The sequence below is a fragment of the Streptomyces sp. NPDC014870 genome (assembly GCF_043081505.1).
Lineage (GTDB): Bacteria > Actinomycetota > Actinomycetes > Streptomycetales > Streptomycetaceae > Streptomyces.
This window is the reverse complement of the sequence record NZ_JBIBWQ010000015.1, coordinates 65,968-91,241: the sequence shown is the minus strand read 5'-3', so window position 1 is coordinate 91,241 and position 25,274 is coordinate 65,968. Positions and strand designations below refer to the sequence as shown.

Genomic DNA, 25,274 nt, shown 5'->3' with positions numbered 1-25,274 from the left:
GCCCGGACTCGCGGGTAAGGTCTGCGCCTGTGACCGCGACATCTCCTGCCCTCACCCCGCCGGCCGACGCCATACCGCCGGTACGCCACCCCGACGCGCCCGCCCCGGGCGAGCTGCTCGGCGCGCACTACGCGTACTGCTTCGGGTGCGGCGGCGGGCAGCCCCACGGGCTGCACCTGGAGGCGCGGGCCGGCGAGGGTGTGCGCGTCACCGCCGAGTTCACGGTGACCCCCGACCACCAGGGCGCCCCCGGCCTCGCGCACGGCGGCGTCCTCGCCACCGCGCTCGACGAGACCCTCGGCTCCCTGAACTGGCTGCTGCGGGTCATCGCCGTCACCGGACGCCTGGAGACGGACTTCGCCCGGCCCGTTCCCGTCGGCACCGTCCTGCACCTGGAGGCCGAGGTCACCGCCGTGCACGGGCGCAAGATCTACTCGACCGCCGTCGGCCGGATCGGCGGGCCCGAAGGCCCCGTCGCCGTCCGCGCCGACGCCCTCTTCATCGAGGTCAAGGTCGACCACTTCATCGACAACGGCCGCCCGGAGGAGATCCAGGCCGCCATGTCCGACCCCGACCAGGTCCGGCGCGCCCGCGCCTTCGAGGTGAACCCCTGATGAGCAACCCCCCTCTCGACGTCCTGATCCGCCGCGTCGACCCCGACGTGCCCATCCCGGCCTACGGCCACCCCGGCGACGCCGGGGCCGATCTGGTGACCACCGAGGCGGCCGTCCTGGCCCCCGGTGAGCGGGCCGTGCTGCCCACCGGGGTCTCCATCGCGCTCCCCGACGGCTACGCCGCGTTCGTGCACCCCCGCTCCGGCCTGGCCGCTCGGTGCGGAGTGGCACTCGTGAATGCCCCAGGGACGGTGGATGCCGGGTACCGTGGAGAGATCAAGGTGATCGTGGTCAATCTGGACCCGCGCGAGAGCGTGCGGTTCGAGCGGTTCGACCGGATTGCCCAACTGGTCGTCCAGCAGGTCGAGAAGGTGCGCTTCCACGAGGTGGCGGAGCTTCCCGGCTCGGCGCGGGCCGAGGGGGGCTTCGGGTCCACCGGCGGTCATGCCGCCGTGGACGGCACAACGGGTGGGAATCGATACGCTTCGGTCGTATCCGACCGGGAAGGACAGTGACGTGTTCGGACGTCGCAAGAAGAGCGGTACCGCTGAGGACGCGGCGGGCGAGGCCGAGCAGGTCGTCGACGAGGTCGACACTGACGACACGGCCGGTGCGCCGCGTCGGGTGAACCTTCCGCCGGCGCCCCGGCCCGACGGACCGTGGGACATCTCCGAGGTCTCCAAGCCGGAGGACGGCCGGGTGGACCTCGGCGGGATCTTCGTGCCCGGAGTCGAGGGCATGGAGCTCCGGGTCGAGGTGGCGGGCGACGCGATCGTCGCGGCCACCGTGGTGCTGCAGAACAGCGCCGTACAGCTGCAGGCCTTCGCCGCGCCGAAGAAGGAAGGCATCTGGGGCGAGGTCCGCGAGGAGATCGCCTCCGGCATCACCCAGCAGGGCGGTGTCATCGACGAGGTCGAGGGGCCGCTGGGCTGGGAGCTGCGGGCCCAGGTCCCGGTGCAGCTGCCGGACGGCACCGGCGGTGTGCAGCTGGTGCGTTTCGTGGGTGTCGACGGGCCCCGCTGGTTCCTGCGCGGAGTCATCTCCGGTCAGGGCGCGGTGCAGCCCGAGGCCGCCGGTCTGCTGGAGCAGATCGTCCGGGACACCGTGGTGGTCCGGGGCGAGGGCCCGATGGCCCCGCGCGACCCGATCGTCCTCAAGCTGCCCAACGACGCGCAGATGGTGCCGGACGGCGTGCAGCAGGACGAGCAGGAGGGCTCCCGCTTCTCCGGCGGCATGGGCCAGCTCCAGCGCGGACCGGAGATCACCGAGGTCCGCTGACCTGGCATTCGTACTCCCTCGTGAGTGAGCCCGGTGGGCCGTATTCCGGACAAGCTGTCCGGAATACGGCCCACCGGCATGTCCGGACCCTGGCCTGGCGGGCCCTCGGCGGCCCATACTGGCGGGCGCACACGTTCGACGAGGGGGAGCACAGCGATGAGTGAGAGCAGCGCCCGGTCCGGCACGGCCGTCGCCGAGGACCCGACCGGTGGACCCATGGTCCGCGTCGAGGAGCTGCGCCGCTCGTACGGTACGGGCGAGGCCGCCGTCCACGCCCTGCGCGGGGTCTCCTTCGACCTCGCGCGCGGGGAGCTCGTCGCGCTGAAGGGCCGCTCAGGCTCCGGCAAGACCACCCTGCTCAACCTGGTCGGCGGTCTGGACGGCCCCGACGACGGCCGGATCACCATCGACGGCACCGACCTCGCCGAGCTGGGCGAGGACGGGCTGCTCGCGCTGCGCCGGGACCGCATCGGCTTCATCTTCCAGTCCTTCGGGCTCATCCCGATCCTGACCGCCGCCGAGAACGTGGGTGTACCGCTGCGGCTGCGCAAGGCCGACCCCAAGGAGCGCGAGGAGCGGGTGGCCCTCCTGCTCGCCCTGGTCGGCCTCGCCGACCACGCGGCCCAGCGGCCCGGCGAGCTCTCGGGCGGCCAGCAGCAGCGCGTCGCCATCGCCCGGGCCCTCGCCAACAAGCCGGCCCTGCTGATCGCCGACGAGCCGACCGGCCAGCTCGACGCGGAGACCGGACTCGCCGTGATGCACCTGCTGCGCGCCGTGGTCCGCAGCGAGGGCGTGACAGCCCTGGTGGCGACCCACGACGCCCAGCTCCTGGGCCTCGCGGACCGCGTGCTCGAACTGAACGACGGCGAGATCATCGAGCACTGACCGCCGCGCGCCGCCGAACCCAGGGCATCCCACGCAGGCCGATGGTGGCGCCGAGAGGAAGCGCCAGCCACCTTTCCGCCGTATCGCCGCGGGGCCCATCAGAATCACGTCAATACAGCTTGTCGGGCTTGCCCCTGGTGCGGAATGTCCGATTCTCTGGACGTAAGGTCATGGCATGGGACGCGGCAAGCTACGGATCTACCTCGGCGCGGCACCGGGCGTCGGCAAGACGTACGCGATGCTCTCCGAGGCACATCGCCGCGTCGAACGAGGCACCGACTGCGTCGTCGCGCTCGTGGAGCACCATGGGCGGCCGCGTACCGAAGTGATGCTGCACGGCCTGGAGCAGGTCCCGCGCCGCACCCTCGAGTACCGCGACACCACCTTCACCGAGATGGACGTCGACGGCGTCCTCGCGCGGAAGCCCGCCGTCGCGCTGGTGGACGAACTGGCCCACACCAACGTGCCGGGCTCCCGGAACTCCAAGCGCTGGCAGGACGTCGAGGAGCTGCTCGCGGCGGGGATCGACGTCATATCCACGGTCAACATCCAGCACCTCGAATCGCTGGGCGACGTCGTCGAGTCGATCACCGGTGTGCGCCAGCAGGAGACCGTCCCCGACGAGGTCGTGCGCCGCGCCGACCAGATCGAACTCGTCGACATGTCGCCCCAGGCCCTGCGCAGACGCATGGCCCACGGCAACATCTACAAACCCGACCGGATCGACGCGTCCCTCGCCAACTACTTCCGCCCCGGCAACCTGACGGCCCTGCGCGAGCTGGCCCTGCTGTGGACCGCCGACCGGGTCGACGAGTACCTCCAGCAGTACCGGGGCGAGCACGGCATCCGCTCCACCTGGCAGGCCCGCGAGCGGATCGTCGTGGGCCTCACCGGCGGCCCGGAGGGCCGTACCCTCATCCGGCGCGCCGCGCGCCTCGCCGAGAAGGGCGCGGGCGGCGAGGTGCTCGCCGTCTACATCGCCCGCAGCGACGGCCTCACCGCCGCCTCGCCCAAGGAGCTGGCCGTCCAGCGGACGCTGGTCGAGGACCTGGGCGGAACGTTCCACCACGTTATCGGCGACGACATCCCCTCGGCCCTCCTGGAGTTCGCCCGGGGCGTCAACGCCACGCAGATCGTGCTCGGCTCCAGCCGCCGCAAGACCTGGCAGTACATGTTCGGGCCCGGCGTCGGCCAGACCGTGGCCCGCGAGTCGGGCCCCGACCTGGACGTCCACATCGTCACCCACGACGAGGTCGCCAAGGGCCGCGGCCTGCCCGTCGCCCGCGGCGCCCGGCTCGGCCGCTCCCGGATCATCTGGGGCTGGCTGGTCGGCATCGCGGGCCCCGCGCTGCTCACCCTGCTCCTGACGCACGTCGACGCCGACCTCGGCCTCGCCAACGACATGCTGCTGTTCCTGGCGCTGACCGTGGCCTCGGCACTGCTCGGCGGGCTGCTGCCGGCCCTGGCGTCGGTGGCCTTCGGCTCGTTCCTGCTCAACTGGTTCTTCACCCCGCCGGTCCACCAGCTGACCATCGCCGACCCCAGGAACATCGTCGCCATCGCCGTCTTCTTCGGCGTCGCCGTCTCCGTCGCCTCCGTCGTCGACCTCGCCGCCCGGCGCACCCACCAGGCCGCCCGGCTGCGGGCCGAGTCCGAGGTGCTCTCGTACCTGGCCGGGAGCGTGCTGCGTGGGGAGTCCAGCCTGGAGGCCCTGCTCGAACGGGTCCGCGAGACCTTCTCCATGGAGTCGGTCGCCCTCCTCGAACGCGAGAGCGACGTCGAGCCGTGGGTCTGCGCCGCCAGCGTCGGACAGCACCCCGTCACCCGCCCCGAGGACGCGGAGGTGGACATGCCCGTCGGCGAGCACCTGGCGCTCGCGCTGACCGGCCGGGTCCTGCCCGCCGAGGACCGTCGCGTACTCGGCGCCTTCGCCGCCCAGGCCGCGGTCGTCCTGGACCGGCAGCGGCTCGTGGGCGAGGCGGAACAGGCCCGCAAACTGGCCGAGGGCAACAAGATCCGCACCTCGCTCCTGGCGGCCGTCAGCCACGACCTGCGTACCCCGCTGGCCGGCATCAAGGCCTCCGTCTCCTCCCTGCGCTCCGACGACGTCGACTGGTCCGAGGAGGACCGGGCGGAACTCCTCGCGGGCATCGAGGAAGGAGCGGACCGGCTCGACCACCTGGTCGGTAATCTGCTCGACATGTCCCGGCTCCAGACCGGTACCGTCACCCCCCTGATCCGCCCCATCGACCTGGACGAGGTGGTCCCCATGGCGCTCGGTGGCGTGCCGGACGGGAGCGCCGAGCTGGACGTCCCGGAGACCCTGCCGATGGTGGAGGTCGACAAGGGGCTCCTGGAGCGGGTCGTCGCCAACGTCGTCGAGAACGCCGTCAAGTACAGCCCGGACGGAACGCCGGTGACCGTCTCCGCCAGCGCGCTGGGCGACCGGGTCGAACTGCGCGTCGTCGACCGGGGCCCGGGAGTGCCGGACGAGAGCAAGGAGCGGATCTTCGAGCCGTTCCAGCGCTTCGGGGACGCCCCGCAGGGGTCGGGCGTCGGCCTCGGTCTCGCGGTCGCCCGGGGCTTCGTCGAGGCCATGGGGGGCACGATCACCGCGGAGGACACGCCCGGTGGCGGCCTGACGATGACGCTGTCCCTCAAGGCCGTGACCGGGCAGCTGCCGCCCTCGGACTCCGACGTGCCCGCCGCCCGGATCACCACGTGACCGCACGACCCTCCCCGTCCTCCTCGCCCCTCCCGCCCTCCCCGTCCCCCCGTCCTCCGGGACGACCCCGTTCCTCCAGACGTACGAAGCAGAGAGAAGGAAGCCTTCGATGACCCGGGTTCTCGTCGTCGACGACGAGCCGCAGATCGTCCGCGCGCTGGTGATCAACCTCAAGGCGCGCAAGTACGAGGTGGACGCCGCCCCCGACGGCGCCACCGCCCTTCGGCTCGCCGCCGAACGCCACCCCGACGTGGTCGTCCTCGACCTCGGCCTGCCGGACCTCGACGGCGTCGAGGTCATCAAGGGCCTGCGCGGCTGGACCCGCGTGCCGATCCTGGTGCTCTCGGCGCGCCAGACCTCCGACGAGAAGGTCGAGGCGCTCGACGCCGGCGCCGACGACTACGTCACCAAGCCCTTCGGCATGGACGAGCTGCTGGCCCGGCTGCGGGCCGCGGTGCGCCGGGCCGAGCCGGTCGGCGGCGGGGACGACGGCGTCGTGACCGTCGAGACGGAGGACTTCACCGTTGACCTGGCCGCGAAGAAGGTCCACCGGGACGGTCGGGACGTCCGTCTCACCCCCACCGAGTGGCACCTGCTGGAGGTCCTCGTCCGCAACAGCGGCCGGCTGGTGAGCCAGAAGCAGCTCCTGCAGGAGGTCTGGGGCCCGTCGTACGGCACCGAGACCAACTACCTGCGGGTGTACATGGCCCAGCTGCGGCGCAAGCTGGAGGCCGACCCCTCGCACCCGAAGCACTTCGTCACGGAGCCGGGAATGGGCTACCGCTTCGAGCACTGATACGGGCCGCCGGTCCGGGCGGTCCTGGCCGAAGGCCCGGGTGAGTCCTGGGCCGCCGGTCCAGGGCCGTCCCGGCCGCCGGAGTCCGGGACGATCCGGGCCGGTTCCGCTGTCGGCGGGGGCCGGTACGCTTTCTGTATGAGTGCCGCACCCCGTACAGAGAAGCCGGCCGGCCGCTTTCGCCGGATGCTCGACCGGCTGTCCTCCTCGCAGGAGGAACTGGAGTCCGAAGAGCTCCAGGAGGACGCCGAGGCATCGGGCTGCACGCGCATCTCCGACTGTTCCGACCGCCAGATAGTCAAGGTGACTGGTACCTTGCGCACGGTCACGCTGCGTCCTCGGGCCGGTGTGCCGGCCCTGGAGGCCGAGCTGTTCGACGGCACGGCCCCGCTGGACGTGGTGTGGCTCGGCCGGCGGTCCATCGTGGGCATAGAGCCGGGCCGCAAGCTGATCGCCTCCGGCCGGATCTCCATGAGCCATGGCCGGCGGGTCCTCTTCAACCCCAAATACGAGCTCCGACCGCTCGGACAGGAGTAGCCGGTGACGTCGCTCGACAAGCCGACGACGGATCAGGACGCCCCGGACAGCCAGGGCGCCCAGCAGGACCAGGCCTCGAAGGAGGTCACCGAGGCCGCGCTCTTCGAGGCCTTCGGCGGCCTGCGCGGCATGATCGAGACGGTCGTGCCCGGTCTGCTCTTCGTCACGATCTTCACGATCAACAAGAACCTGCACGTCTCGGCGATCGCGGCGCTCGCGGTCTCGCTGGTCCTGGTCGCCGTCCGGCTGATCCGCCGGGACACGGTCAAGCACGCCTTCAGCGGCGTCTTCGGCGTGGCGTTCGGTGTGGTCTTCGCGATGATGACCGGCAACGCCAAGGACTTCTACCTGCCGGGCATGCTGTACACGCTGGGCCTCGCCCTCGCGTACATCATCACCGCGCTCGCCGGTGTGCCGCTGATCGGCCTCATCCTGGGCCCGGTCTTCAAGGAGAACCTCTCCTGGCGGACCCGTAACCCCGGCCGGAAGAAGGCCTACACCAAGGCGAGCTGGGCCTGGGGCCTGATCCTGCTCGCCAAGTGCGCGATCCTCTTCCCGCTGTACTGGTGGGCGGACACCACCCAGTTCGGCTGGGTGCTCGTCGCGCTGAAGATCCCACCGTTCCTGCTCGCGGTCTACCTGACGTGGGTCTTCCTGGCGAAGGCCCCGCCGCCGATCGACGTCTTCGCCGAGATGGAGGCGGAGGAGGCGGCCGAGAAGGCCCGCAAGGAGGCGGCCGCCGGGCAGCCGGAGGCATAGCCGGTGGCGCGTGGCTGGTAGCTCGTAGCTCGTTCACGGGGAAGGGCCCGGGACCTTGAGAGGTCCCGGGCCGTTCCCCGTACCCGTGCGCGCACGGGTAGGTGCGCTTACGCGCCCTCGTCGCGGCGGACCGAGAGGAGGTCCTCCAGCTGCTCCTCGCGGGCCTGCGCGGCCACGAAGAGCAGCTCGTCGCCGGCCTCCAGGGTCTCCTCAGCGCTCGGGGTCAGGACCCGGGAGCCGCGGATGATCGTCACCAGGGAGGTGTCCTGCGGCCAGGCCACGTCGCCCACCGCCGTGCCCGCGACGGCCGACTCCGGCGGCAGCGTCAGCTCCACCAGGTTGGCGTCGCCGTGGCTGAAGCGCAGCAGCCGGACCAGGTCGCCGACGCTCACCGCCTCCTCCACCAGGGCCGACATCAGACGCGGCGTCGAGACGGCGACGTCCACGCCCCACGACTCGTTGAAGAGCCACTCGTTCTTCGGGTTGTTCACCCGGGCGACGACGCGCGGCACGCCGTACTCGGTCTTCGCGAGCAGCGAGACGACCAGGTTCACCTTGTCGTCGCCGGTGGCCGCGATGACCACGTTGCAGCGCTGCAGCGCCGCCTCGTCCAGGGACGTGATCTCGCAGGCGTCGGCGAGCAGCCACTCCGCCTGCGGCACCCGCTCCACCGAGATGGCGGTGGGCGCCTTGTCGATCAGCAGGATCTCGTGGCCGTTCTCCAGGAGCTCGCCCGCGATGGAACGGCCCACCGCACCCGCGCCCGCGATTGCGACACGCATCAGTGACCGCCCTCCTCAGGACCCTCGGCGAAGGCCGCCTCGACCTTGGCGACCTCGTCGGTCCGCATCATCACGTGCACGAGGTCGCCCTCCTGCAGCACCGTCTGCGAGGACGGGATGACCGCCTCGCCCAGCCGGGTGAGGAACGCCACGCGCACACCCGTCTCGTCCTGCAGCTTGCTGACCTTGTGGCCGATCCAGGCGGGGGAGGTGTGCACCTCCGCCAGCTGCACGCCCCCGCTCGGGTCGCTCCACAGCGGCTCCGCGCCGGACGGCAGCAGCCGCCGCAGCATCTGGTCGGCGGTCCAGCGGACCGTCGCGACCGTCGGGATGCCGAGCCGCTGGTAGACCTCGGCGCGCCGGGGGTCGTAGATCCGCGCCGCCACGTTCTCGATGCCGAACATCTCGCGCGCGACCCGCGCCGCGATGATGTTCGAGTTGTCGCCGCTGCTCACGGCGGCGAAGGCGCCGGCCTCCTCGATCCCCGCCTCACGCAGGGTGTCCTGGTCGAACCCGACGCCGGTGACACGGCGTCCGCCGAAACCGGAGCCGAGGCGGCGGAAAGCCGTCGGGTCCTGGTCCACGACCGCGACGGTGTGCCCCTGCTGCTCCAGGGTCTGCGCGAGAGCGGCTCCCACTCGCCCGCAGCCCATGATGACGATGTGCACGTCCCCTTACCCCGCACTCCTGATCGTCTTGCTGACCTGCGAAAACACCCTGCTCACAACTTTCCTCACCCGACTGGCCCGGGCTGTGGCGGGCAGCGCCCTGCCGAGCTGCCCGATCCGAGCTTATGCGGCAACGGCTGACAGGACCGCATCCGAGGTCGCCGCGGGCCCGGTCCAGTGCGTCGTCACGTCGCCGGCTGGGAGATTCGGTGCGGATTGGGGGAGGTGGTGAGCCTGACGATTTCCTAACGCTTACGATCCTCTGCGTGCCCAAACTGACCGACCTGCCCAAACGGATCCTGATCGGACGGGCTCTGCGCAGCGACAAGCTCGGAGAGACCCTGCTTCCGAAGCGCATCGCCCTCCCCGTCTTCGCCTCCGACCCGCTGTCCTCGGTGGCGTACGCACCCGGCGAGGTGCTGCTCGTCCTGTCGATCGCGGGTCTGTCGGCCTACCACTTCAGCCCGTGGATCGCGCTGGCGGTCGTCGTCCTGATGTTCACGGTCGTCGCCTCCTACCGGCAGAACGTGCACGCCTATCCGAGCGGCGGCGGCGACTACGAGGTCGCCAACACCAACCTCGGTCCGAAGGCCGGTCTGACCGTCGCCAGCGCGCTGCTCGTCGACTACGTCCTGACCGTCGCCGTCTCGATCTCCTCCGGGATCGAGAACCTCGGCTCGGCCATTCCGTTCGTCGTCGAGAACAAGGTCCTCTGCGCCGTCGCCGTCATCCTGCTGCTGACGCTGATGAACCTGCGCGGGGTCAAGGAGTCGGGCAGCCTCTTCGCCATCCCGACGTACGTCTTCGTCGTCGGCGTCTTCATCATGATCGCCTGGGGCGCCTACAAGGGGATCGTCCTCGACGAGACCATGAAGGCCCCCACCGCCGACTTCGAGATCAAACCCGAGCACGAGGGCCTGGCCGGCTTCGCGCTGTTCTTCCTGCTCCTCCGCGCGTTCTCCTCCGGCTGTGCCGCCCTCACCGGCGTCGAGGCGATCTCCAACGGCGTCCCCGCCTTCCGCAAGCCGAAGTCGAAGAACGCGGCCACCACGCTGCTCCTGATGGGCGGCCTGGCCGTCACCATGTTCTGCGGCATCATCTTCCTGGCGCTCGCCACCGACGTGCGGATGGCCGAGAACCCCGCCCACGACCTGCTGAGCAACGGGCAGCCCGTCGGCGAGAGCTACGTACAGGACCCGGTCATCTCGCAGGTCGCCGCGGCGGTCTTCGGTGACGGAACGTTCTTCTTCGTGCTCCTCGCCGCCGCCACGGCGCTCGTCCTCTTCCTCGCCGCCAACACGGCGTACAACGGCTTCCCGCTCCTCGGCTCGATCCTCGCCCAGGACCGGTACCTGCCGCGCCAGCTGCACACCCGCGGCGACCGGCTCACCTTCTCCAACGGCATCGTGCTCCTCGCCGGCGCCGCCATGCTGCTGGTGTGGATCTACGGAGCCGACTCGACGAAGCTGATCCAGCTGTACATCGTCGGCGTCTTCGTCTCCTTCACCCTCAGCCAGACCGGCATGGTCCGGCACTGGAACCGGCACCTGCGGACCGAGAAGGACCCGGCCAAGCGCCGCCACATGATCCGCTCCCGCGCGATCAACACCTTCGGCGCCTTCTTCACCGGCCTGGTCCTCGTCGTCGTCCTCGCGACCAAGTTCACGCACGGCGCCTGGGTGGCCCTGCTCGGCATGGTCATCTTCTACGTGACGATGGCCGCGATCCGCCGCCACTACGACTCGGTGGCCGAGGAGATCGCGGCGGCCGAGGAGCGCCCCGACGAGTACGTCCGCCCCTCCCGCGTCCGCTCCGTCGTCCTCGTCTCGAAGCTGCACAAGCCGACGCTGCGCGCCCTCGCGTACGCGAAGCTGCTGCACGCCCACGAACTGGAGGCGCTGAGCGTCAACGTCGACCCGGTCGAGACCAAGGCGCTGCGGGAGGAGTGGGACCGGCGCGGGATCAACGTGCCGCTCAAGATCCTCGACTCGCCGTACCGCGAGATCACCCGGCCGGTCGTCGAGTACGTCAAGAACATCCGCCGCGAGAGCCCGCGGGACGCCGTTTCCGTCTACATCCCGGAGTACGTCGTCGGCCACTGGTACGAGCACCTTCTGCACAACCAGAGCGCCCTGCGGCTCAAGGGCAGGCTGCTCTTCACCCCGGGCGTGATGGTGACCTCGGTCCCGTACCAGCTGCGGTCCTCCGAGGCGGCGAAGAAGCGGGCCAGGAAGGGACAGGACTGGAACGCGCCGGGTTCGGTGCGCCGCGGCCCGGTCGAGAAGCGCGCGAAGGAACCGGCCGGAAAGGGCACGTAGACTGGTGGGCTGCCGCGCCACCTCTTCCTCTTTCCTCTGGAGTCACCCGATCATGCAGAACGCACCTGTTCCCTCGTTGGTCGGGGAAGAGTACGAGGTCGAGGTCGGCCCGGTGGCGCACGGCGGCCACTGCATCGCGCGGACGGAGGGCGGCCGGGTCCTCTTCGTCCGGCACGCGCTGCCGGGCGAGCGGGTCGTGGCGAAGGTGACGGAGGGCGACGAGACCTCCCGCTACCTGCGCGCGGACGCGGTCACGGTCCTGGAGGCCTCCAAGGACCGGGTGGCAGCCCCCTGCCCCTTCGCGGGCCCGGGCAAGTGCGGCGGCTGCGACTGGCAGCACGCCAAGCCGGGCGCGCAGCGCCGCCTCAAGGGCGAGGTCATCGCCGAACAGCTCCAGCGGCTCGCCGGGCTCACCCCGGAGGAGGCCGGCTGGGACGGCACCGTGATGCCGGCCGAGGGCGACAAGCTCCCGGCGGGCGAGGTCCCGCAGTGGCGCACGCGGGTGCAGTACGCCGTCGACGCCGAAGGGCACGCGGGCCTGCGGCGGCACCGCTCGCACGAGGTCGAGGTGATCGACCACTGCATGATCGCGGCGCCCGGGGTCACCGAGCTGGGTGTGGAGAAGCGCACCTGGGAGGGCATGGCCTCGGTCGAGGCGATCGCGGCGACGGGCTCGGGCGACCGCCAGGTGGTCCTGACCCCGCGTCCCGGCGCCCGGCTCCCGCTCGTCGAACTGGACAAGCCGGTCTCGGTCCTCCGCGTGGACGAGAACGACGGCGGGGTGCACCGGGTCCACGGCCGCCCGTTCGTCCGCGAGCGGGCCGACGACCGCACGTACCGCGTCGGCAACGGCGGCTTCTGGCAGGTCCACCCGAAGGCTGCCCAGACCCTGGTCCTCGCGGTCATGCAGGGCCTGATGCCCCGCAAGGGCGACACGGCCCTGGACCTCTACTGCGGCGTCGGCCTCTTCGCGGGCGCCATCGCCGACCGCGTCGGCGACCAGGGCGCGGTCCTCGGCATCGAGTCCGGCAAGCGCGCCGTCGAGGACGCCCGCCACAACCTCGAGGCCTACGACCGCGTGCGCATCGAGCAGGGCAAGGTGGAGACCGTCCTCCCGCGCACCCGGATCACCGAGGTCGACCTCATCGTCCTCGACCCGCCCCGCGCGGGCGCGGGCAAGCAGACGGTCAAGCACCTCGCGAGCCTGGGCGCCCGCCGCATCGCCTACGTGGCCTGCGACCCGGCGGCCCTGGCCCGCGACCTGGCCTACTTCAAGGACGGCGGCTACCGGGTGCGCACGCTGCGGGCGTTCGACCTGTTCCCGATGACGCATCACGTGGAGTGCGTGGCGATTCTGGAGCCGGTCCGGTAGGGCGTCCGAAGTGATCCGTATTCTGCTGGCCGAGGACATGCACATGGTCCGGGGGGCGCTGGCCGCCCTGCTGGGCCTTGAGGCCGACATGGAAGTCGTCGCGCAGGTGGCCCGGGGTGACGCCGTCGTCGCCGCCGCGCTCACCCACAGGCCCACCGTCGCGGTGCTCGACCTGGACATGCCCGGCGCCGACGGGCTCTCCGCCGCCCGCGACCTCGGAGCCGCGCTTCCCGACTGCCGGATCCTGATCCTCACCGCGCTGGGCCGACCCGAGGCCCTGCGGTCGGCACTCGCCGCCCGGGTGGGCGGGTTCATGCTCAAGGACGCCCAGCCGGATCAGCTTGCCGCCGCGATCCGCAGCGTGGCCGCGGGGGAGCACGTCATCGATCCGAGGCTGGCAGCCGCGGCGCTCACCGCCAAGGAGAGCCCGCTCACCCCTCGCGAAACCGACGTGCTCCGGCTGGCCGCCGACGGTGCCGAACTCGACGAAATCGCCCGCGACCTGCACCTCTCCCAGGGCACCGTACGGAACTACCTGGGCGCGGCCGTCGCCAAGCTCGATGCCCGCAACCGGCTCGACGCGGTACGGATCGCCCGTGATCAGGGCTGGTTGGGGTGACACGGCGTCATCCGGAGGGGGAGACGAGGACGGATCCCACGGATTCCAGGCGGACGGTCAGGACGTAGCCGCGCCCGTGCGGGGCAGGTCCGGCATCGAGGACACCGCCGAGCGCGGCCACTCGCTCCCTGAGGTTGCCCAGACCGTTGCCGCCGGTACTGTCGGCTCCCGCTTCGGTGCCTTCCGCCTGGGCCGGTGCGGGAAGCGCACGGCCGTCGTCCGCCACCCGCAGCAGTCCTGGCCCGAGATCCACCTCGCACCGCCGGGCTCCCGTCGCGTGCCGCAGCACGTTCGTCACGGCCTCCCGCAGCACCGTGGCGAACAGCGCCTCGGACACCCCCTCCACCGTGTTCGCCTCGCCGCGCACCCGCACGGCGACGCCCGCCGCGGCCAGTACCTTCCGTGCCGAGGCCACTTCCCCGCCCAGCGTGAGATCCGGTCCGTCTCCCGGTATGGCCCGAAGGTCCGCCAGCGCCCGGTCCGCCATCGCGGCAGCATCGGCGAGATGAGCCGCGGCCCGCTCCCGGTCGGGGTCGCGGACCGCCAGCTCGCCCTTCAGCGCAATCGCCGACAGCCCGTAGCCCAGCAGGTCGTGGACGTCCCGGGCGATGCGCCGCCGCTCTCGCGCCACGGCCAGCGCGGCCAAGGCCGCGCGGGCCTCCTGTACCTGGTGGACCAGGGCGGTGAGCAGGGCAAGGCCGTAGAAGACCAAGGCGATCACCACGATGTCCAGCAGGAGGAGCGCGGTGCCACCGGTTGTGGGCCCGTCCGTCCGTACCAGCACCGCGATCGCCGCCAGTGCGGTCAGCGCCCCGGCCGCCGGCCAGGCGGTGCGCCCGGGAAGCACGATCAGCACCGAAGCGGCCGCGAACGCCACCAGTTGGGGGTGCGGCCCGTCCGGAGCGGCCAGCACGCCCAGGGCGAGAGCGAGTTCCGCGCCCAGCGTCCACGCGGCGTACGGGGGGCGCACACCCGGCGGACGCGGCAAGGAGTGGTACGCCTGCAGTCCGACCACCGCCGTCAGCGCGGCCACGTACGCGACGACCCGCCCACCCGGGACCCCGGTACCGAGCAGGAAGGCCGTACCCACCACCAGGTACTCGAGGTGCGTGGCGACCACGATGGGCCACACCATCCTGGGCGTCAGGGCAGCCGAAGGGATGCCGGCCCCGTCGGCCGACTGCGCGGGCGGCGCGGCCCTCACGCGCTCCGTCGCCTTCCGTGCCACCGCCACCAGTTCTCGTGCGGCGGCCGTGCCCTGCCCGGCCAGCCGGGTGATCTCCGCCAGGGCCGTTCCCAGTACCGCGTCCAGGCTCCGCCCTGCGCGCTCCCGCTCGGCCGCGACCAGGGCCTCCGCCAGCGCGCCACGGGTGGAGCGAAGTTCGGTGTAGAGGTCGGTGAGCCGGGTCAGCGCATAGATGATCAAACCGTGGGCGAGGGCGTTGCCGATGCCGTTGAGCACGGAATGGAAGCCGCCGTCGCCGGGTGCGAGTAGCCCGGCGGCCAGCACGACGACCGTGAACAGGGCCCATCGGACGGGCCGTTCGACGACCAGCAGCACGGAGGCGCCGAGGAATCCGAGCAGGCCGGACCAGGGCGCGAGCAGGATCTGTGCGGCCAGGGTCCAGGCTCCGCGCAGCCGGCGCGTCGAGGGCAGGCAGGTGGCCAACTGGAGCAGCAGCATCGGCACGGCGGCCGGGCGCGGCAGGACGACACCGGGCTCGAAGGAGAATCCGAGGATGACGACGACGAGGATCACCGATACGACCGTCGGCGTCGGACCGGCGTCGGAATCGGGATCGGGATCGGTGACGGGGCCGGGCATGAGGTCACGTTAGAGGCACCCGCGTCCACCACATCCGCCCACCCATGTGAAATACACATCGGCCGGTGTGTCTCGCACTGCCGCCGACCCACCCCTGAACGGGATCGTCGACGTATGCGTACGACGTCGATACGGACCCTCACCACGATGGCCGCCACGATCACGATCACCTCCGCCGCGCTGCTTGCCTTCGCGGCCCCCGCTCACACGGCTGCTCCGACCCGCCTCGACTCCCTCGTCGACACCGCCGTCGCCGAGTACCTCGAGGACGACCGCATTCCCGGGGCGGCCGTCACCGTGGTGGCCGGCGGCCGGACGGTCCTGGCCAAGGGATACGGCGTCGCCGACATCCACGCCCGCACCCCGGTCGACCCGCACCGCACCGTCTTCTTCCTCGGATCGCTCGCCAAGCTGTTCACGGCCCAGGCGGCCTCCCAGCTCGTGGCCCGGGGCGCGGTCGACCCCCATGCCGACGTCAACGACTACCTCCAGGCGGTCACCGTCCCCGACACACACCCCGGACGCCCCGTCACCCTGGACCGGCTCCTCACCCACACCGCGGGCTTCGACAGCGACCTCATCGGCCGCAACAGGCCTCGCGCGACAGAGGTCGAACCGCTCGCCGAAAGCCTGGTGACGCGCCGTCCGCCCCGGGTCCGCGCCCCGGGCACCCTCGCCGCCTACGACAACTACGGCTACGCACTCGCGGGCCAGCTCGTCGCCGAGGCTTCCGGCCAGTCCTTCCCCGCCTACGTCGACGAGCACATTCTCAAGCCGCTGGGCATGACCCGTTCCACCTTCGCCCAGCCGCAGCCGGCCCCGATCGCAGCCGACCTCGCCCGCGGCTACCGCCCCGACGGCGCATCCGGCTGGACACAGGACAAGGGCCAGTACGGCGCGTGGAGCCCGGCCGGGCCCGGTGCGGTCAGCACCGCCGCCGACATGGGTCGCTGGATGACCGGGCAGCTCACCGACGACACACCGGCGAACCGCCTCATGCAGCAGGTGCACTACCGGCAGGATGCCCGCCTGCCCGGCCTCGGCTACGGGTTCGAGGAGTGGCGGCGCGGCGGGCAGACCGGCTGGTTCAAGGACGGCGACATCCCCGGCTTCCACGCCAACCTGCTGCTCGTCCCCGGTCACGATGTCGGGGTGTTCGTCGTCTTCAACGGCGACGGCACCGACGGGCGCGCCGCCTGGGACGGCAAGGACCTGATCAACCGGGTCGTGGCCGCACTCCTCCCGGACGGCCCGGCCACCGCCCCGAGCGCCACGACCGAATCCTCCGTCGACCCCTTCCTGGACTCGTATGCCGGCACCTACCGTTCGGCGCGGGTCAGCCGCACGGGCCTCATGGCGACGGAGGGCCTTGTCGGGGGCGTCACCGTCGAGAAGGACGGCAGGAACGGACTGCGCACCACCGGGCTCTCGCTCGACCCCGACCAGCCCGAACAGATCTGGCTCGCGCTCGGCGACGGCTTGTTCCAGGAGCGCGGCGGAAGCCGAGCGACGCTCGCCTTCGCCAAGGGCGGGGTGCTCGTCTCTTCGGCGCTGCCGTCGACGGCGTACGAGAAGCTGACATGGCGCCAGTCTCCGGTCCTGCACCAGGGACTGCTCGGCACCGGCGTCGCTGTGCTGCTCCTCGCCGCGACCGTCCTTCCCGCGACCGCCCTGGTACGGCGGCTTCGGGGTTCGGCCCCGCACCCGCCCGCGGCACGGGCCGCGAGGGCAACCGCCGTGGCGACCGGGCTGACCGCCGCCGCGTTCGCCGCCGCCCTCGCCGCGGTCGTCTCGGACAGCAACGCGATGATGGAAACGGTACTGTTGGGATCACCGCTGCTGTCCTCCGTCACCATGCTGGGCACGGCACTCGTGCCGCTGACGCTGGGCCTTGTGGCGGGGGCGATCGCGGCCTGGTTCCGCGGTTGGTGGAAGATCGCGGGCCGCGTCCTGTTCACCCTCACGGCCGCGGGCGCGTGCGCGATGACGAGCATGTTGGTCCAGTACCACCTGGTGGGCAGCCCGTTCGCCTGGCTGGCCGGCTGACACCCCGTACGAGCCACACGAGCCACATGACCACTCCTAGGCATGTCGTCCGGCTGTTGGCTCCGCGCGGTACGACGCAGCGGTCCGGGCTTCCGGAGCCCGGACCGCTCTTGGAGTGCCGTCCGTCAGAAGGAGGTCCAGGTGAAGGCGACCTGGTCGCCGTTCTCTATCTCGAACTGGCAGCCGCCGACCGGGGTCGGGGTGCCGTTCACCGAGATGCTCCAGTAGGCCGAGCCGCCCCCGCTCACGCCCTTCACGGTCTCCACCGCGTAGTCGTCGAAGGACGCGTACCAGGTGCCGTCCCAGGTGAAGCCGTTGCGCTTGGCCGCGTGGTCGAGGGCGGCCGTCGGGGTCGGGACCTTGGTGGCGTGCGCGGAGCCGTTGGTGCCGTCGCACTTGTGGGTGCCGCCGGTGGCGGTCGTGACGTCGTGGCCCCAGGTGAAGATCTTCTTCTGGAAGAGCAGGCCGTCGGGGCCCTGGACGGTGACGGTGACTCTCACCGGGGCGTTCGTGTACGTGGCCGCGGTCTCGGCCTGCGCGACGGCGGGTGCGGTGGTCAGGGCGAGGCCGAGCGCGGCGGTGGTCACGGCGGCGCGGCGGAGCAGGGTCGTGCGCATGGTGTGCCTTTCGGTAAGGGACGAGGTGGGTGGTGCGTGTTCATCCAGCCGTGGTGTCCGGGCTCGCGCCGCCCCGACCGGAGAACCTGATCGGGGCTTGGAAACGGGCCTTGCGGGCAGCGCGACGGAAGACGGTGAGGACGGCCGGTCCGGCCAGGGTGATGGCGACGAGGTTGGTGACGGCGCGGCCGGTGTCCCAGCCGAGCGAGGTCGCCAGGTCGAAGGCGATGTACCGCCGGAACTGCTCGGTGAACGGCAGTCCCGGCAGGTAGGCGATGGAGCTGTTCGGATCCAGGGAGAAGGGCCAGAAGGAGAGGTTCAGGAGGAAGCCGAACAGGTAGCCGGAGAGCGAGCCGTACACCGCGAGGAGGGCGACCTCCCGCCGCCCTGTGGCCTTCGGGAGGAGGCCCGCGAGCATGCCCACGAAGGCGCAGCCGAACATCTGGTAGGGCATCCACGGCCCCACGCCGCCGGTGATGAGCGCCGACGCGAAGAGCGAGGTGCAGCCGAGGGTGAACCCGAACCCTGGGCCGTACACCCGGCCTGCCAGCACGAGGATGAAGAAGACCGTCTCGATGCCGGCGGTGCCCGCCCCGAGGGGGCGGATCGCGGCGTTGACCGCGGAGAGCACGCCCAGCATGGCCAGGGCCTTGGAGTTGATGCCGCCTTCGGCGATCTCCGATATCACGACCGAGAGCACGATCACGAGCAGGACGCCGAAGATGAGGGGAGGGGCGTAGTTCGAGCCGAACTTCCCCGGTGCGACGAGGAACGGCCAGAAGAACGCGACGACGCCGAGGAAGGCCGCCATGGTGATGACGATCGCGGCCCGTGGGCGGATGCGGATGGCTGCGGGGGAGGGGCTCACGCGTCCGGGTCCGTTCCGTCGGCGTCGAGGACCGAGGCCAGTTGGTCCACGGTGAGGTAGGGCAGGGGAGCGAGGATCTTCGCCGTCTGCGGAGCGAAGACCGGGGAGGCGACGATGACCTCGGTGGTGGGGCCGTCGGCGACGATGTCCCCCTCGGCCATGACGACCACCCGGTCGGCGGCGCGGGCGACGAACTCCACGTCGTGGGTGGAGATGACGACCGTGCGGCCTTCTGCCGCGAGCCCGTCCACGATCTCGATCAGCTCGCCCTTGGCCCGGTAGTCGAGCCCTCGCGTGGGCTCGTCGAGGAGCACCACCCGAGGGGCGGCGGCGAGCTGGATCGCCAGGACGAGGGCGAGCTTCTGGCCCTCGGACAGATCGCGGGGGTGGGTGGTGTCCGGGATGCCGGGAGCGAGCCGGTCCAGGAGGGTGCGGGCCGGGATTCCGTCGGCCTTCACTCCGGATTCGGCGTCGGCCTGGTCGAGTTCCTGCTTGACGCTCTCCAGGTAGAGGAGGTCGGTGGGAGTCTGCGGGACCAGACCGACGAGGCGGCGGGCCTCGGTCGCCGAGACCTTCCGGGGGTCCGGGGTCTTCGGGTCGCCGGGTTCCCCGACCGAGACCGAACCCGCCTTGCGGGGGCCGGAGCCCTGGAGCGCCCAGAGCAGGGAGGACTTGCCGGAGCCGTTGCGGCCCATCAGGGCGGTGATCTCCCCGCTGCGGAGGTCGAGGTCGACCTCACGGACGGCGGGAACGCCCTGGTACGTCACGGTGATACCGCGCGCCGTCAGGAGGACGGCCCGGTCCGCGTCGGGCGCGCGCCGGACCGGCGGGGGCACGACACCTGTAAGCCGGGTCCGCAGCGGTGCCGCTGCCCGTCGGGCGTCGCGGATGGACAGGGGCAGCGGAGACCAGGCGGCGGTGCGGCCCAGCTCGACGATGGGCGGGGCGATGGACGACGTACGGAAGATGTCCGCAGGCGGGCCGGAGACGACTCGGCCGTCCCCGGGGAGGTGGATGACGCGGTCGGCGTACTGGACGACCCGCTCCAGGCGGTGTTCGGCGAGCAGGACGGTGACTCCGAGGTCGTGGACGAGCCGGGTGACGGCGGCCAGGACCTCCTCGGCGGCCGTCGGGTCCAGCGCGGAGGTCGGTTCGTCGAGGACCAGGATCCGGGGGTGCGCGGTGAGGACCGAGCCGATGGCGACGCGCTGCTGCTGGCCGCCGGAGAGTTCGTGGAGGGCTCGGTGGCGGAGGTCGGCCAGGCCGAGGAGGTCCAGGGTCTCCTCGACGCGCTTGCGCATCGTGGCCGGTGGGACCGCCAACTGTTCCATGGCGTAGGCGAGTTCTTCCTCGACGGTGTCGGTGACGAAGCCGTCGAGGGGGTCCTGGCCGACGACCCCCACCACGTCGGCGAGTTCGCGCGGCGGGTGGTCGGCGGTGTCCCGGCCGTCGACGGTGACCCGGCCGTGGAGGGTGCCGCCGGTGAAGTGCGGGACGAGCCCGTTGACGGCTCCGAGGAGGGTCGACTTGCCGACGCCGGTGTGGCCGACGACAAGACAGAGTTCGCCCTCCTCGACCGTCAGGTTCACGTCTCGCAGGACGGGCTCGGCCGTGTCCTCGTACTGGACGGTGACCTGGTCGAAGGTGATCACGTGGCTTCCTCGGCGCGCTGCGCGGGGACGGCCGGACGGACCGGCGGGCTGGGAGGCGGGGCCAGGAATCCGGCGGTCCCCGCGAGGAGGATCGCGGCGGCCGGGACCAGCGGGAGCGTGGGCCAGCTGAGCGGGTAGATGGACGGGTTGAGTTCGGCGGCGTTGAAGCCCGCGTTGCTGAAGAGGAGTACGGCGGACAGGACGCCGCAGCCGGCGACGGCCCATTCGGCTGCCTGCCAGGGGTCGGGGCGGTAGGTGGTGCGCGTGATACGGCGCCCGCCGAGGCGGAGCCCCGCCACACACAGCAGTCCGCCGGCCGCGAGTGCCGGGAAGCCGAGCAGCGTGGGGGCGGTGGCGTCGAGCAGTCCGTACGCGCCGGCGCACAGGCCGCACATGCCGAGCAGCATCAGGGCGCCGGTGGCCCGGCGCGAACGGCGGGTGGCCGTTCCGGCCCGGCCGTAACCGCGGGAGTCCATGGCTGCGGCAAGCCGCAGGGAGCGTTCCAGAGCGTCTTCGAGCACCGGGACGATGATGCCCCGCAAGGCACGCAGTCCCTTGGAACGCCCGGCGCGCAGGCGTCGGGCCCGATGAACGCGCTGGACGCTCTGCACCAGTTGGGGTGCCACGCTGATGGAGACGGTGACGGCGACGCCGAGTTCGTACAGCGCGCCGGGCAGGACCCGCAGGGCGCGCTTGGGGTTGGCGAGGGTGTTGGCGGCGCCGATGCAGCAGAGCATGCACGCCAGCCGGAGTCCGTCTGTGGCCGCGGAGAGCAGCGCTTCCAGGGAGACCGGTCCGCCGATCTGAATGCCGGCGTACCAGTCGGGAGTGGGGAGGTGGGGGAGGGAGAAGAGGAAGTGGTCGTGGGGGGTGATGCCCGTGGCGAAGACCGCGCGGAACACCACCCGGATCGCGACGACGGTGAGCGCCAGGTAGAGGTAGTACTTGAAGCCGCGTGCCCAGGGGGCCTCGGTGCGGCGCATGGTGATGACGTATCCGAGGACCGCCAGTACCAGGAACAGCAGCAGCGGGTTGTTGGTGCGGCTGACGGCGGTGGCGAGCGCCAGGGCCCAGATCCACCAGGCCACGGGATGCAGGGTACGGGGCAGGCGGCGGCCGCCCGCGTCCGGCGCGAGGCCGGAAGCGGACGGCTCGGCGGCTGCCGTGGTCGTGCGAGGCACGCGGCTACTCCGTACGACGGCGGCGCTTGGCCGCGAACACGGCGGCGGCGCCGATCACCAGGCCCAGGACACCGGTGATGACGGCGGGAACCCAGGAACCCGTGTCGTGGGCCGCGTCCGCCGCAGGTGCCGCGTCCACCACCTTGGGACCCGAGGCGGCCGTTTTGGGCGAAGCGGGTGGGGAGACGCTGTTCGACGGGCTCGGTGAGGAGGTCGTCGAAGGCGTCGGGCTGTTCGTCACCGAGGGGGCACTCGTCGAGGGAGACGCCGGACCGGTGGGAGGCGGGTTCTCCGGGGCGGGCCCGGTGTCGACGTTCGGCGGCAGCGGGGCTGCCGTCCGGGTGTCCTTGGGAACGGGCTTGCTGCCGCCGGTCGGCTTCGTGTTCTTGGCGCGCAGGTGGTCGGGGGTGACGGTCGGACGCCCCTCGGTGCCCTCGATGTTGGTGCCGCCGAAGATCCAGAGGTCGACGCTGCCGGGCTTGGGCTTGTAGAGCATCGCCCCGAGCTGGCTGTACGTCCAGGTGTTCTGGCCCGGGTCGGCGTGCCAGTACGACCAGTAGGCGGAGGCCGGCGGGGTCAGGACGCAGTCGTCCTGCTGGGGCGTCGGGTACTGCTTGCCGCCCTGGTGGCCGCTGTAGCCGATACGGCAGATGAAGGCGGGGCCGTCGTGGCCCGTGCCGGTGGTCCGCCAGCCGCCCTGGTTCAACAGCTCGTACCCGGTGGTGGGCGTCGTACCGCAGGAACGGTAGATCGGCCCGCCCCAGCGGCTGAAGTCGACCGCGAGGACCACACCGGAGGAGGTGGTGCACTGCCCCATCGGCTGGGGCGCGGCTCCGGCCGGGGCCGTGGTGCCGCTGAAGGCGGCCACGGTGAGCCCCAGCGCGGCTGTCGTACGGGCGAGGGTGCGGGTGCGGGTGCCCCGACGGGCGGTCATGCCTGACCGCCGTCTGTCTCGCGGCGGCGGCGCGCGGCATGGGTCGTGCCCCAGCCGGCGAGGACGAGGAGGACGGCGGCGAGGGCGAGTCCGGTGATCTGGGATCCGGTGGCGGCGAGACCGCCGCCGGAACCGGAGCCTCCGCCATCCTCGCCCGGGGTGATGATCACGGGTGTGGAGGCGCCGGGCCCGGTGATGCTCGGGACGGGTTCCGGGGTGGTGCCGCTCATGTCACGGGTCAGTACGCCGAAGGAGATACCGGTGGCGCCGCCGACCGCCTGGGCGGACGCGCGGACGTCCGATCCCGCCTGCCCGCCCTTGCTGACGTTGAAGCCGCCGTCCTTGTTCTGCTGCGAGGCCAGGAACTTCCGGGCCTTGCCGATCTCGGTCGCGTACTTGTCGGCATCGAGTGACAGGCCCTGGACGGCGAGCGCCGCCGAGTTCACGGAGTTGCCGGAGGCGCCGGTGAAGCCGCCGTCGGGGAGCTGCTGATCGGCGAGCCAGACGAGAGCACGGTCCACGGCCGCCTGCGTGTCGGCGTCGGGCAGCAGGTCCAGGGCCATGGCCGCCATCGCGGTCGAGTCGACCTCGATGGCGCTGGCCTCACCGATGAGGCTGGGCCAGGCACCGGTCGACGGGTCGCGGAGACCCTTGAGGTACGTGATCGGGTCGGCCGCGGCGGCCGTCTCGCCCGCCCTGACCTGGGCGATGACGCCGAGGGACTGGGAGAAGACCGAGGTGGCGTACGTGTAGTTGCCCTTGCCCGCGCACTTGCGGGGCTCGGCCGGCGTCGCGGCCTGGCAGGTGCCCTTGGCGAGCGCTGCGATCAGGTCCTTCCCGCCGAAGTCGCGGGGGTCGCGGCCCACGGACTCGGCGAGCACGGCGGTCTTGCCGATGAATCCGCCGCCCGCGTACTTCGTGTCTATCTTCGTCCAGTGGTGGACGCCACGGCCCGAGGCGTCCTTGCCGCCCTTGTCGAGGAAGTCGACGATGTTGCGCAGGGTGGCGTTGTCGTGGCCGGTGGCGGCGAGCGCGTAGGCGCCGTCGATGGTCAGGCCGTAGTCGGCGAAGCGGGGGCTGCCCTCGTAGTACCGGCCCTGGATCAGCCGCTTGTGGTCGGCGAGGTAGGCCGAGCCCTTCTTGAGGTCCGGTCCCTCACCGGCCGGGGGAGCGGTGGGCCCCGTCGTAGGCGGCGTGGTGGGCGGGGTGGTCGGAGGAGTCGTCGGGGGCGTCGTCGGCGGGACGGGCTCCTTCGTCGTGAGCGTCACCAGATCGCTCTTCGCCCCGGCGATGACGGCCGCGGTGGTGGCATAGAGCAGTGGGTCCGTGGTGCCCTCCTCGAAGGCGAAGGAACCACCGGGGAGCTGCTGGCGGGAGAGCCAGGAGACCGCGGCGTTCGCGTGGGCACGGTCACCCAGGGCACGCAGTGTCTGGGCCACCCAGCCGGTGGCGTACGCGCTGCCGGGGACGCTGTACGAGGCGGCCGGCCAGGCCCCTGTCTTGAACTGGGCCTTCTTGAGGGAGGAGCGGGCCTTGGTGACCACCGGGGTGTGGCCGCCGGCGCGCTGGAGGGCGAGCGTGACGAGCGCGGTGGTCGGTGCCTCGCTCTCGCACACCTGGCCGTCGAGGATCAGGAAGCTGGGGAACCCGCCGTCGTCGCACTGCAGTTGGGTCAGGCGCGCCACCGACTCGGCAGGCGGCGTCACTCCGCCGTTGAGCAGGGCGATGACGGCGAGGGTCTGCCCCTCGGTCTGTCCGGTGGTCCGGAAGTCGCCCTTGGTCGCGCAGCCGGGGACGGGCTGCGGCGCGTCCGAGCCGCTGAGGCAGACGTTCGCCATGAGGTCGCCGAGGAGGTCGTGGCCGCCGAAGGCGCGGGGGTCCTTGCCGGTGGCCTCGGCGACGAGCGCGAGGCGGGCGGCGGCGGTGGCGTCGGGCGCCTCGTCCTTCCCGGCGGGGTAGGCGTAGGCGTCGGTGTGTTCAGGCCTGGCGAGGAAGTCGGCGATTCGCCGGGCTGTGGGGTTCTCGTTGTCGAGTGAGGCCAGTGCGTAGGCGACCTCGGTGGTGGCGAGGTAGTTCGGCGTGGTGTCGCCGTCGTTGACGACGCGCTGCCCGTTGGTCAGCCGGTCGGTGAGCCAGCGGGTCGCGGCGGGCAGATCGACCGTGCCCGGGGGCACGTTGGGCGCCGGCGGATCGCTGGGGTTCGGCGGGTCGCCGCCCTCGGCCCGGACGTCGTCGGGGGTGAACGAGGGCCTGCCCTTGGTGCCGCCGATGTCCGTGCCGCCGAAGACCCAGGCGTCCACGTCACCGGGCTTGAGGGTGCGGGACATGGCGCCCAGCGGGCTGTACGTCCACTTCCGCTGGCCGGGTGAGGCGATCCAGTACGACCAGTAGGCGGTGGCCTGCGGGGTGAGGACGCAGTCCTCCTGGGCCGGAGTGGGGTACTGCTTACCGCTGTTGAACGAGCCGTTGCCTATGCGGCAGATGAACGCGGGACCGTCGTGCTCCGTTCCGGCCGTGCTGAACCCGCCGGAGCGCAGGAGTTCGTAGCCGGTCGTGGGAGTGGTGTCGCAGCCGCGCACCACAGGGCCGCCCCAGTGGCCGAAGTCGACGGCGACGATGGCGCCCTTCGTGCGGGTGCACTTCCCGATCGGGTCGGCGCTCGCCGGGGCCGCCGCCGTGAGGTGGGTCAGGCCCGCACCGAGCGTCAGAAAGGAGGCGGTCAGGACGGACAGAAGCCGCCGTCTCGCCCTCCACCACCGTCTCGCCTGCTGTTCGGTCCCCACCGCGGCCCCTCGTCT

21 protein-coding genes are annotated in these 25,274 nt (G+C 71.8%); 12 read left to right on the top strand and 9 right to left on the bottom strand.

What is annotated here, in order from left to right; genetic code table 11:
• Positions 1–29 precede the first annotated feature (29 nt).
• The 8 genes from ACF09C_RS35195 (at position 30) to ACF09C_RS35160 (ending at position 7,594) form a co-directional block, all read left to right on the top strand.
• A complete protein-coding gene (locus ACF09C_RS35195; RefSeq protein ID WP_392097455.1) occupies positions 30–614 on the top strand; it encodes a PaaI family thioesterase in 585 nt (194 codons plus the stop codon).
• Entirely contained in the window at positions 614–1,129 is a 516-nt protein-coding gene (gene dut, locus ACF09C_RS35190; protein WP_362012322.1) for a dUTP diphosphatase, read from the top strand. The genes ACF09C_RS35195 and dut overlap by 1 nt, the downstream gene beginning before the upstream one ends.
• Position 1,130: 1 nt before the next feature.
• Positions 1,131–1,892: a DUF3710 domain-containing protein gene (locus ACF09C_RS35185; protein WP_361967363.1), complete on the top strand. Its 762-nt coding sequence runs from the start codon at positions 1,131–1,133 to the stop codon at positions 1,890–1,892.
• A gap of 156 nt (positions 1,893–2,048) precedes the next feature.
• On the top strand, positions 2,049–2,777 hold the full coding sequence (locus tag ACF09C_RS35180; RefSeq protein WP_392097453.1) for an ABC transporter ATP-binding protein: 729 nt from the start codon (positions 2,049–2,051) through the stop codon (positions 2,775–2,777).
• Positions 2,778–2,952: 175 nt separating this feature from the next.
• Positions 2,953–5,502 (top strand): ATP-binding protein, encoded by a 2,550-nt coding sequence (locus ACF09C_RS35175; RefSeq protein ID WP_392097452.1) that lies wholly within the window; start codon positions 2,953–2,955, stop codon positions 5,500–5,502.
• A gap of 109 nt (positions 5,503–5,611) precedes the next feature.
• Positions 5,612–6,298: a response regulator gene (locus ACF09C_RS35170; protein ID WP_362414558.1), complete on the top strand. Its 687-nt coding sequence runs from the start codon at positions 5,612–5,614 to the stop codon at positions 6,296–6,298.
• A 138-nt stretch (positions 6,299–6,436) separates the two neighbouring features.
• Positions 6,437–6,835 carry an OB-fold nucleic acid binding domain-containing protein gene (locus ACF09C_RS35165; protein ID WP_362012333.1) on the top strand — a complete coding sequence of 133 codons (399 nt, stop codon included), beginning with the start codon at positions 6,437–6,439 and terminating at the stop codon, positions 6,833–6,835.
• A gap of 3 nt (positions 6,836–6,838) precedes the next feature.
• A complete protein-coding gene (locus ACF09C_RS35160) occupies positions 6,839–7,594 on the top strand; it encodes a DUF3159 domain-containing protein (RefSeq protein WP_392097450.1) in 756 nt (251 codons plus the stop codon).
• Positions 7,595–7,701: 107 nt separating this feature from the next.
• Here the strand turns inward: ACF09C_RS35160 and ACF09C_RS35155 are convergent, their stop codons facing one another.
• Both ACF09C_RS35155 and ACF09C_RS35150 read right to left on the bottom strand, forming a co-directional pair.
• A complete protein-coding gene (locus ACF09C_RS35155; protein ID WP_392097448.1) occupies positions 7,702–8,376 on the bottom strand; it encodes a potassium channel family protein in 675 nt (224 codons plus the stop codon).
• Positions 8,376–9,044, bottom strand: a complete 669-nt coding sequence (locus ACF09C_RS35150; protein WP_362414550.1) for a TrkA family potassium uptake protein — start codon at positions 9,042–9,044, stop codon at positions 8,376–8,378. The genes ACF09C_RS35155 and ACF09C_RS35150 overlap by 1 nt, the downstream gene beginning before the upstream one ends.
• A 266-nt stretch (positions 9,045–9,310) precedes the next feature.
• Here ACF09C_RS35150 and ACF09C_RS35145 point away from each other — a divergent pair, with 266 nt between their 5' ends.
• The 3 genes from ACF09C_RS35145 to ACF09C_RS35135 are packed head-to-tail and all read left to right on the top strand — an operon-like array spanning position 9,311 to position 13,353.
• Positions 9,311–11,362, top strand: coding sequence for an APC family permease (locus tag ACF09C_RS35145; RefSeq protein ID WP_392097447.1), 2,052 nt, complete (start codon positions 9,311–9,313; stop codon positions 11,360–11,362).
• A 52-nt stretch (positions 11,363–11,414) separates the two neighbouring features.
• Positions 11,415–12,734 carry a class I SAM-dependent RNA methyltransferase gene (locus tag ACF09C_RS35140; RefSeq protein ID WP_392097445.1) on the top strand — a complete coding sequence of 440 codons (1,320 nt, stop codon included), beginning with the start codon at positions 11,415–11,417 and terminating at the stop codon, positions 12,732–12,734.
• Between the two features lie 10 nt (positions 12,735–12,744).
• Positions 12,745–13,353, top strand: a complete 609-nt coding sequence (locus ACF09C_RS35135; RefSeq protein ID WP_392097444.1) for a DNA-binding response regulator — start codon at positions 12,745–12,747, stop codon at positions 13,351–13,353.
• Between the two features lie 7 nt (positions 13,354–13,360).
• Here ACF09C_RS35135 and ACF09C_RS35130 read toward each other — a convergent pair whose 3' ends face one another.
• Positions 13,361–15,178 (bottom strand): sensor histidine kinase, encoded by a 1,818-nt coding sequence (locus ACF09C_RS35130; RefSeq protein WP_392097443.1) that lies wholly within the window; start codon positions 15,176–15,178, stop codon positions 13,361–13,363.
• A gap of 114 nt (positions 15,179–15,292) precedes the next feature.
• Between ACF09C_RS35130 and ACF09C_RS35125 the strand changes: the two genes are divergently transcribed.
• The gene (locus ACF09C_RS35125; protein WP_392097442.1) at positions 15,293–17,224 is read left to right on the top strand and encodes a serine hydrolase domain-containing protein; all 1,932 of its coding nucleotides are present in this window, start codon (positions 15,293–15,295) and stop codon (positions 17,222–17,224) included.
• 125 nt (positions 17,225–17,349) lie between these two features.
• On the opposite strand, the gene ACF09C_RS35120 is transcribed toward ACF09C_RS35125, so the two are convergent.
• From ACF09C_RS35120 to ACF09C_RS35095, 6 genes are read right to left on the bottom strand one after another with little or no spacing between them, the layout of a single operon-like run.
• Positions 17,350–17,841 (bottom strand): DUF4430 domain-containing protein, encoded by a 492-nt coding sequence (locus ACF09C_RS35120; protein ID WP_392097441.1) that lies wholly within the window; start codon positions 17,839–17,841, stop codon positions 17,350–17,352.
• A 40-nt stretch (positions 17,842–17,881) separates the two neighbouring features.
• On the bottom strand, positions 17,882–18,709 hold the full coding sequence (locus ACF09C_RS35115; protein WP_392097439.1) for an ECF transporter S component: 828 nt from the start codon (positions 18,707–18,709) through the stop codon (positions 17,882–17,884).
• Positions 18,706–20,361, bottom strand: a complete 1,656-nt coding sequence (locus tag ACF09C_RS35110; RefSeq protein ID WP_392097437.1) for an ABC transporter ATP-binding protein — start codon at positions 20,359–20,361, stop codon at positions 18,706–18,708. Before ACF09C_RS35110 ends, ACF09C_RS35115 begins: the two co-directional genes overlap by 4 nt.
• On the bottom strand, positions 20,358–21,542 hold the full coding sequence (locus ACF09C_RS35105; RefSeq protein WP_392097435.1) for an energy-coupling factor transporter transmembrane component T: 1,185 nt from the start codon (positions 21,540–21,542) through the stop codon (positions 20,358–20,360). The genes ACF09C_RS35110 and ACF09C_RS35105 overlap by 4 nt, the downstream gene beginning before the upstream one ends.
• A gap of 4 nt (positions 21,543–21,546) precedes the next feature.
• Positions 21,547–22,476: a hypothetical protein gene (locus tag ACF09C_RS35100; protein ID WP_392097434.1), complete on the bottom strand. Its 930-nt coding sequence runs from the start codon at positions 22,474–22,476 to the stop codon at positions 21,547–21,549.
• Positions 22,473–25,259: a prenyltransferase/squalene oxidase repeat-containing protein gene (locus ACF09C_RS35095; protein ID WP_392097433.1), complete on the bottom strand. Its 2,787-nt coding sequence runs from the start codon at positions 25,257–25,259 to the stop codon at positions 22,473–22,475. The genes ACF09C_RS35100 and ACF09C_RS35095 overlap by 4 nt, the downstream gene beginning before the upstream one ends.
• Between the last annotated feature and the right edge of the window lie 15 nt (positions 25,260–25,274).

Bases quoted from the DNA above. Each gene is read 5' to 3' on its own strand.
- ACF09C_RS35170 (WP_362414558.1), top strand. From the start codon at position 5,612: ATGACCCGGGTTCTCGTCGTCGACGACGAGCCGCAGATCGTCCGCGCG.
- ACF09C_RS35120 (WP_392097441.1), bottom strand. From the start codon at position 17,841: ATGCGCACGACCCTGCTCCGCCGCGCCGCCGTGACCACCGCCGCGCTC.
- ACF09C_RS35125 (WP_392097442.1), top strand. From the start codon at position 15,293: ATGCGTACGACGTCGATACGGACCCTCACCACGATGGCCGCCACGATC.
- ACF09C_RS35175 (WP_392097452.1), top strand. From the start codon at position 2,953: ATGGGACGCGGCAAGCTACGGATCTACCTCGGCGCGGCACCGGGCGTC.
- ACF09C_RS35130 (WP_392097443.1), bottom strand. From the start codon at position 15,178: ATGCCCGGCCCCGTCACCGATCCCGATCCCGATTCCGACGCCGGTCCG.
- ACF09C_RS35100 (WP_392097434.1), bottom strand. From the start codon at position 22,476: ATGACCGCCCGTCGGGGCACCCGCACCCGCACCCTCGCCCGTACGACA.
- ACF09C_RS35165 (WP_362012333.1), top strand. From the start codon at position 6,437: ATGAGTGCCGCACCCCGTACAGAGAAGCCGGCCGGCCGCTTTCGCCGG.
- dut (WP_362012322.1), top strand. From the start codon at position 614: ATGAGCAACCCCCCTCTCGACGTCCTGATCCGCCGCGTCGACCCCGAC.
- ACF09C_RS35180 (WP_392097453.1), top strand. From the start codon at position 2,049: ATGAGTGAGAGCAGCGCCCGGTCCGGCACGGCCGTCGCCGAGGACCCG.
- ACF09C_RS35155 (WP_392097448.1), bottom strand. From the start codon at position 8,376: ATGCGTGTCGCAATCGCGGGCGCGGGTGCGGTGGGCCGTTCCATCGCG.
- ACF09C_RS35140 (WP_392097445.1), top strand. From the start codon at position 11,415: ATGCAGAACGCACCTGTTCCCTCGTTGGTCGGGGAAGAGTACGAGGTC.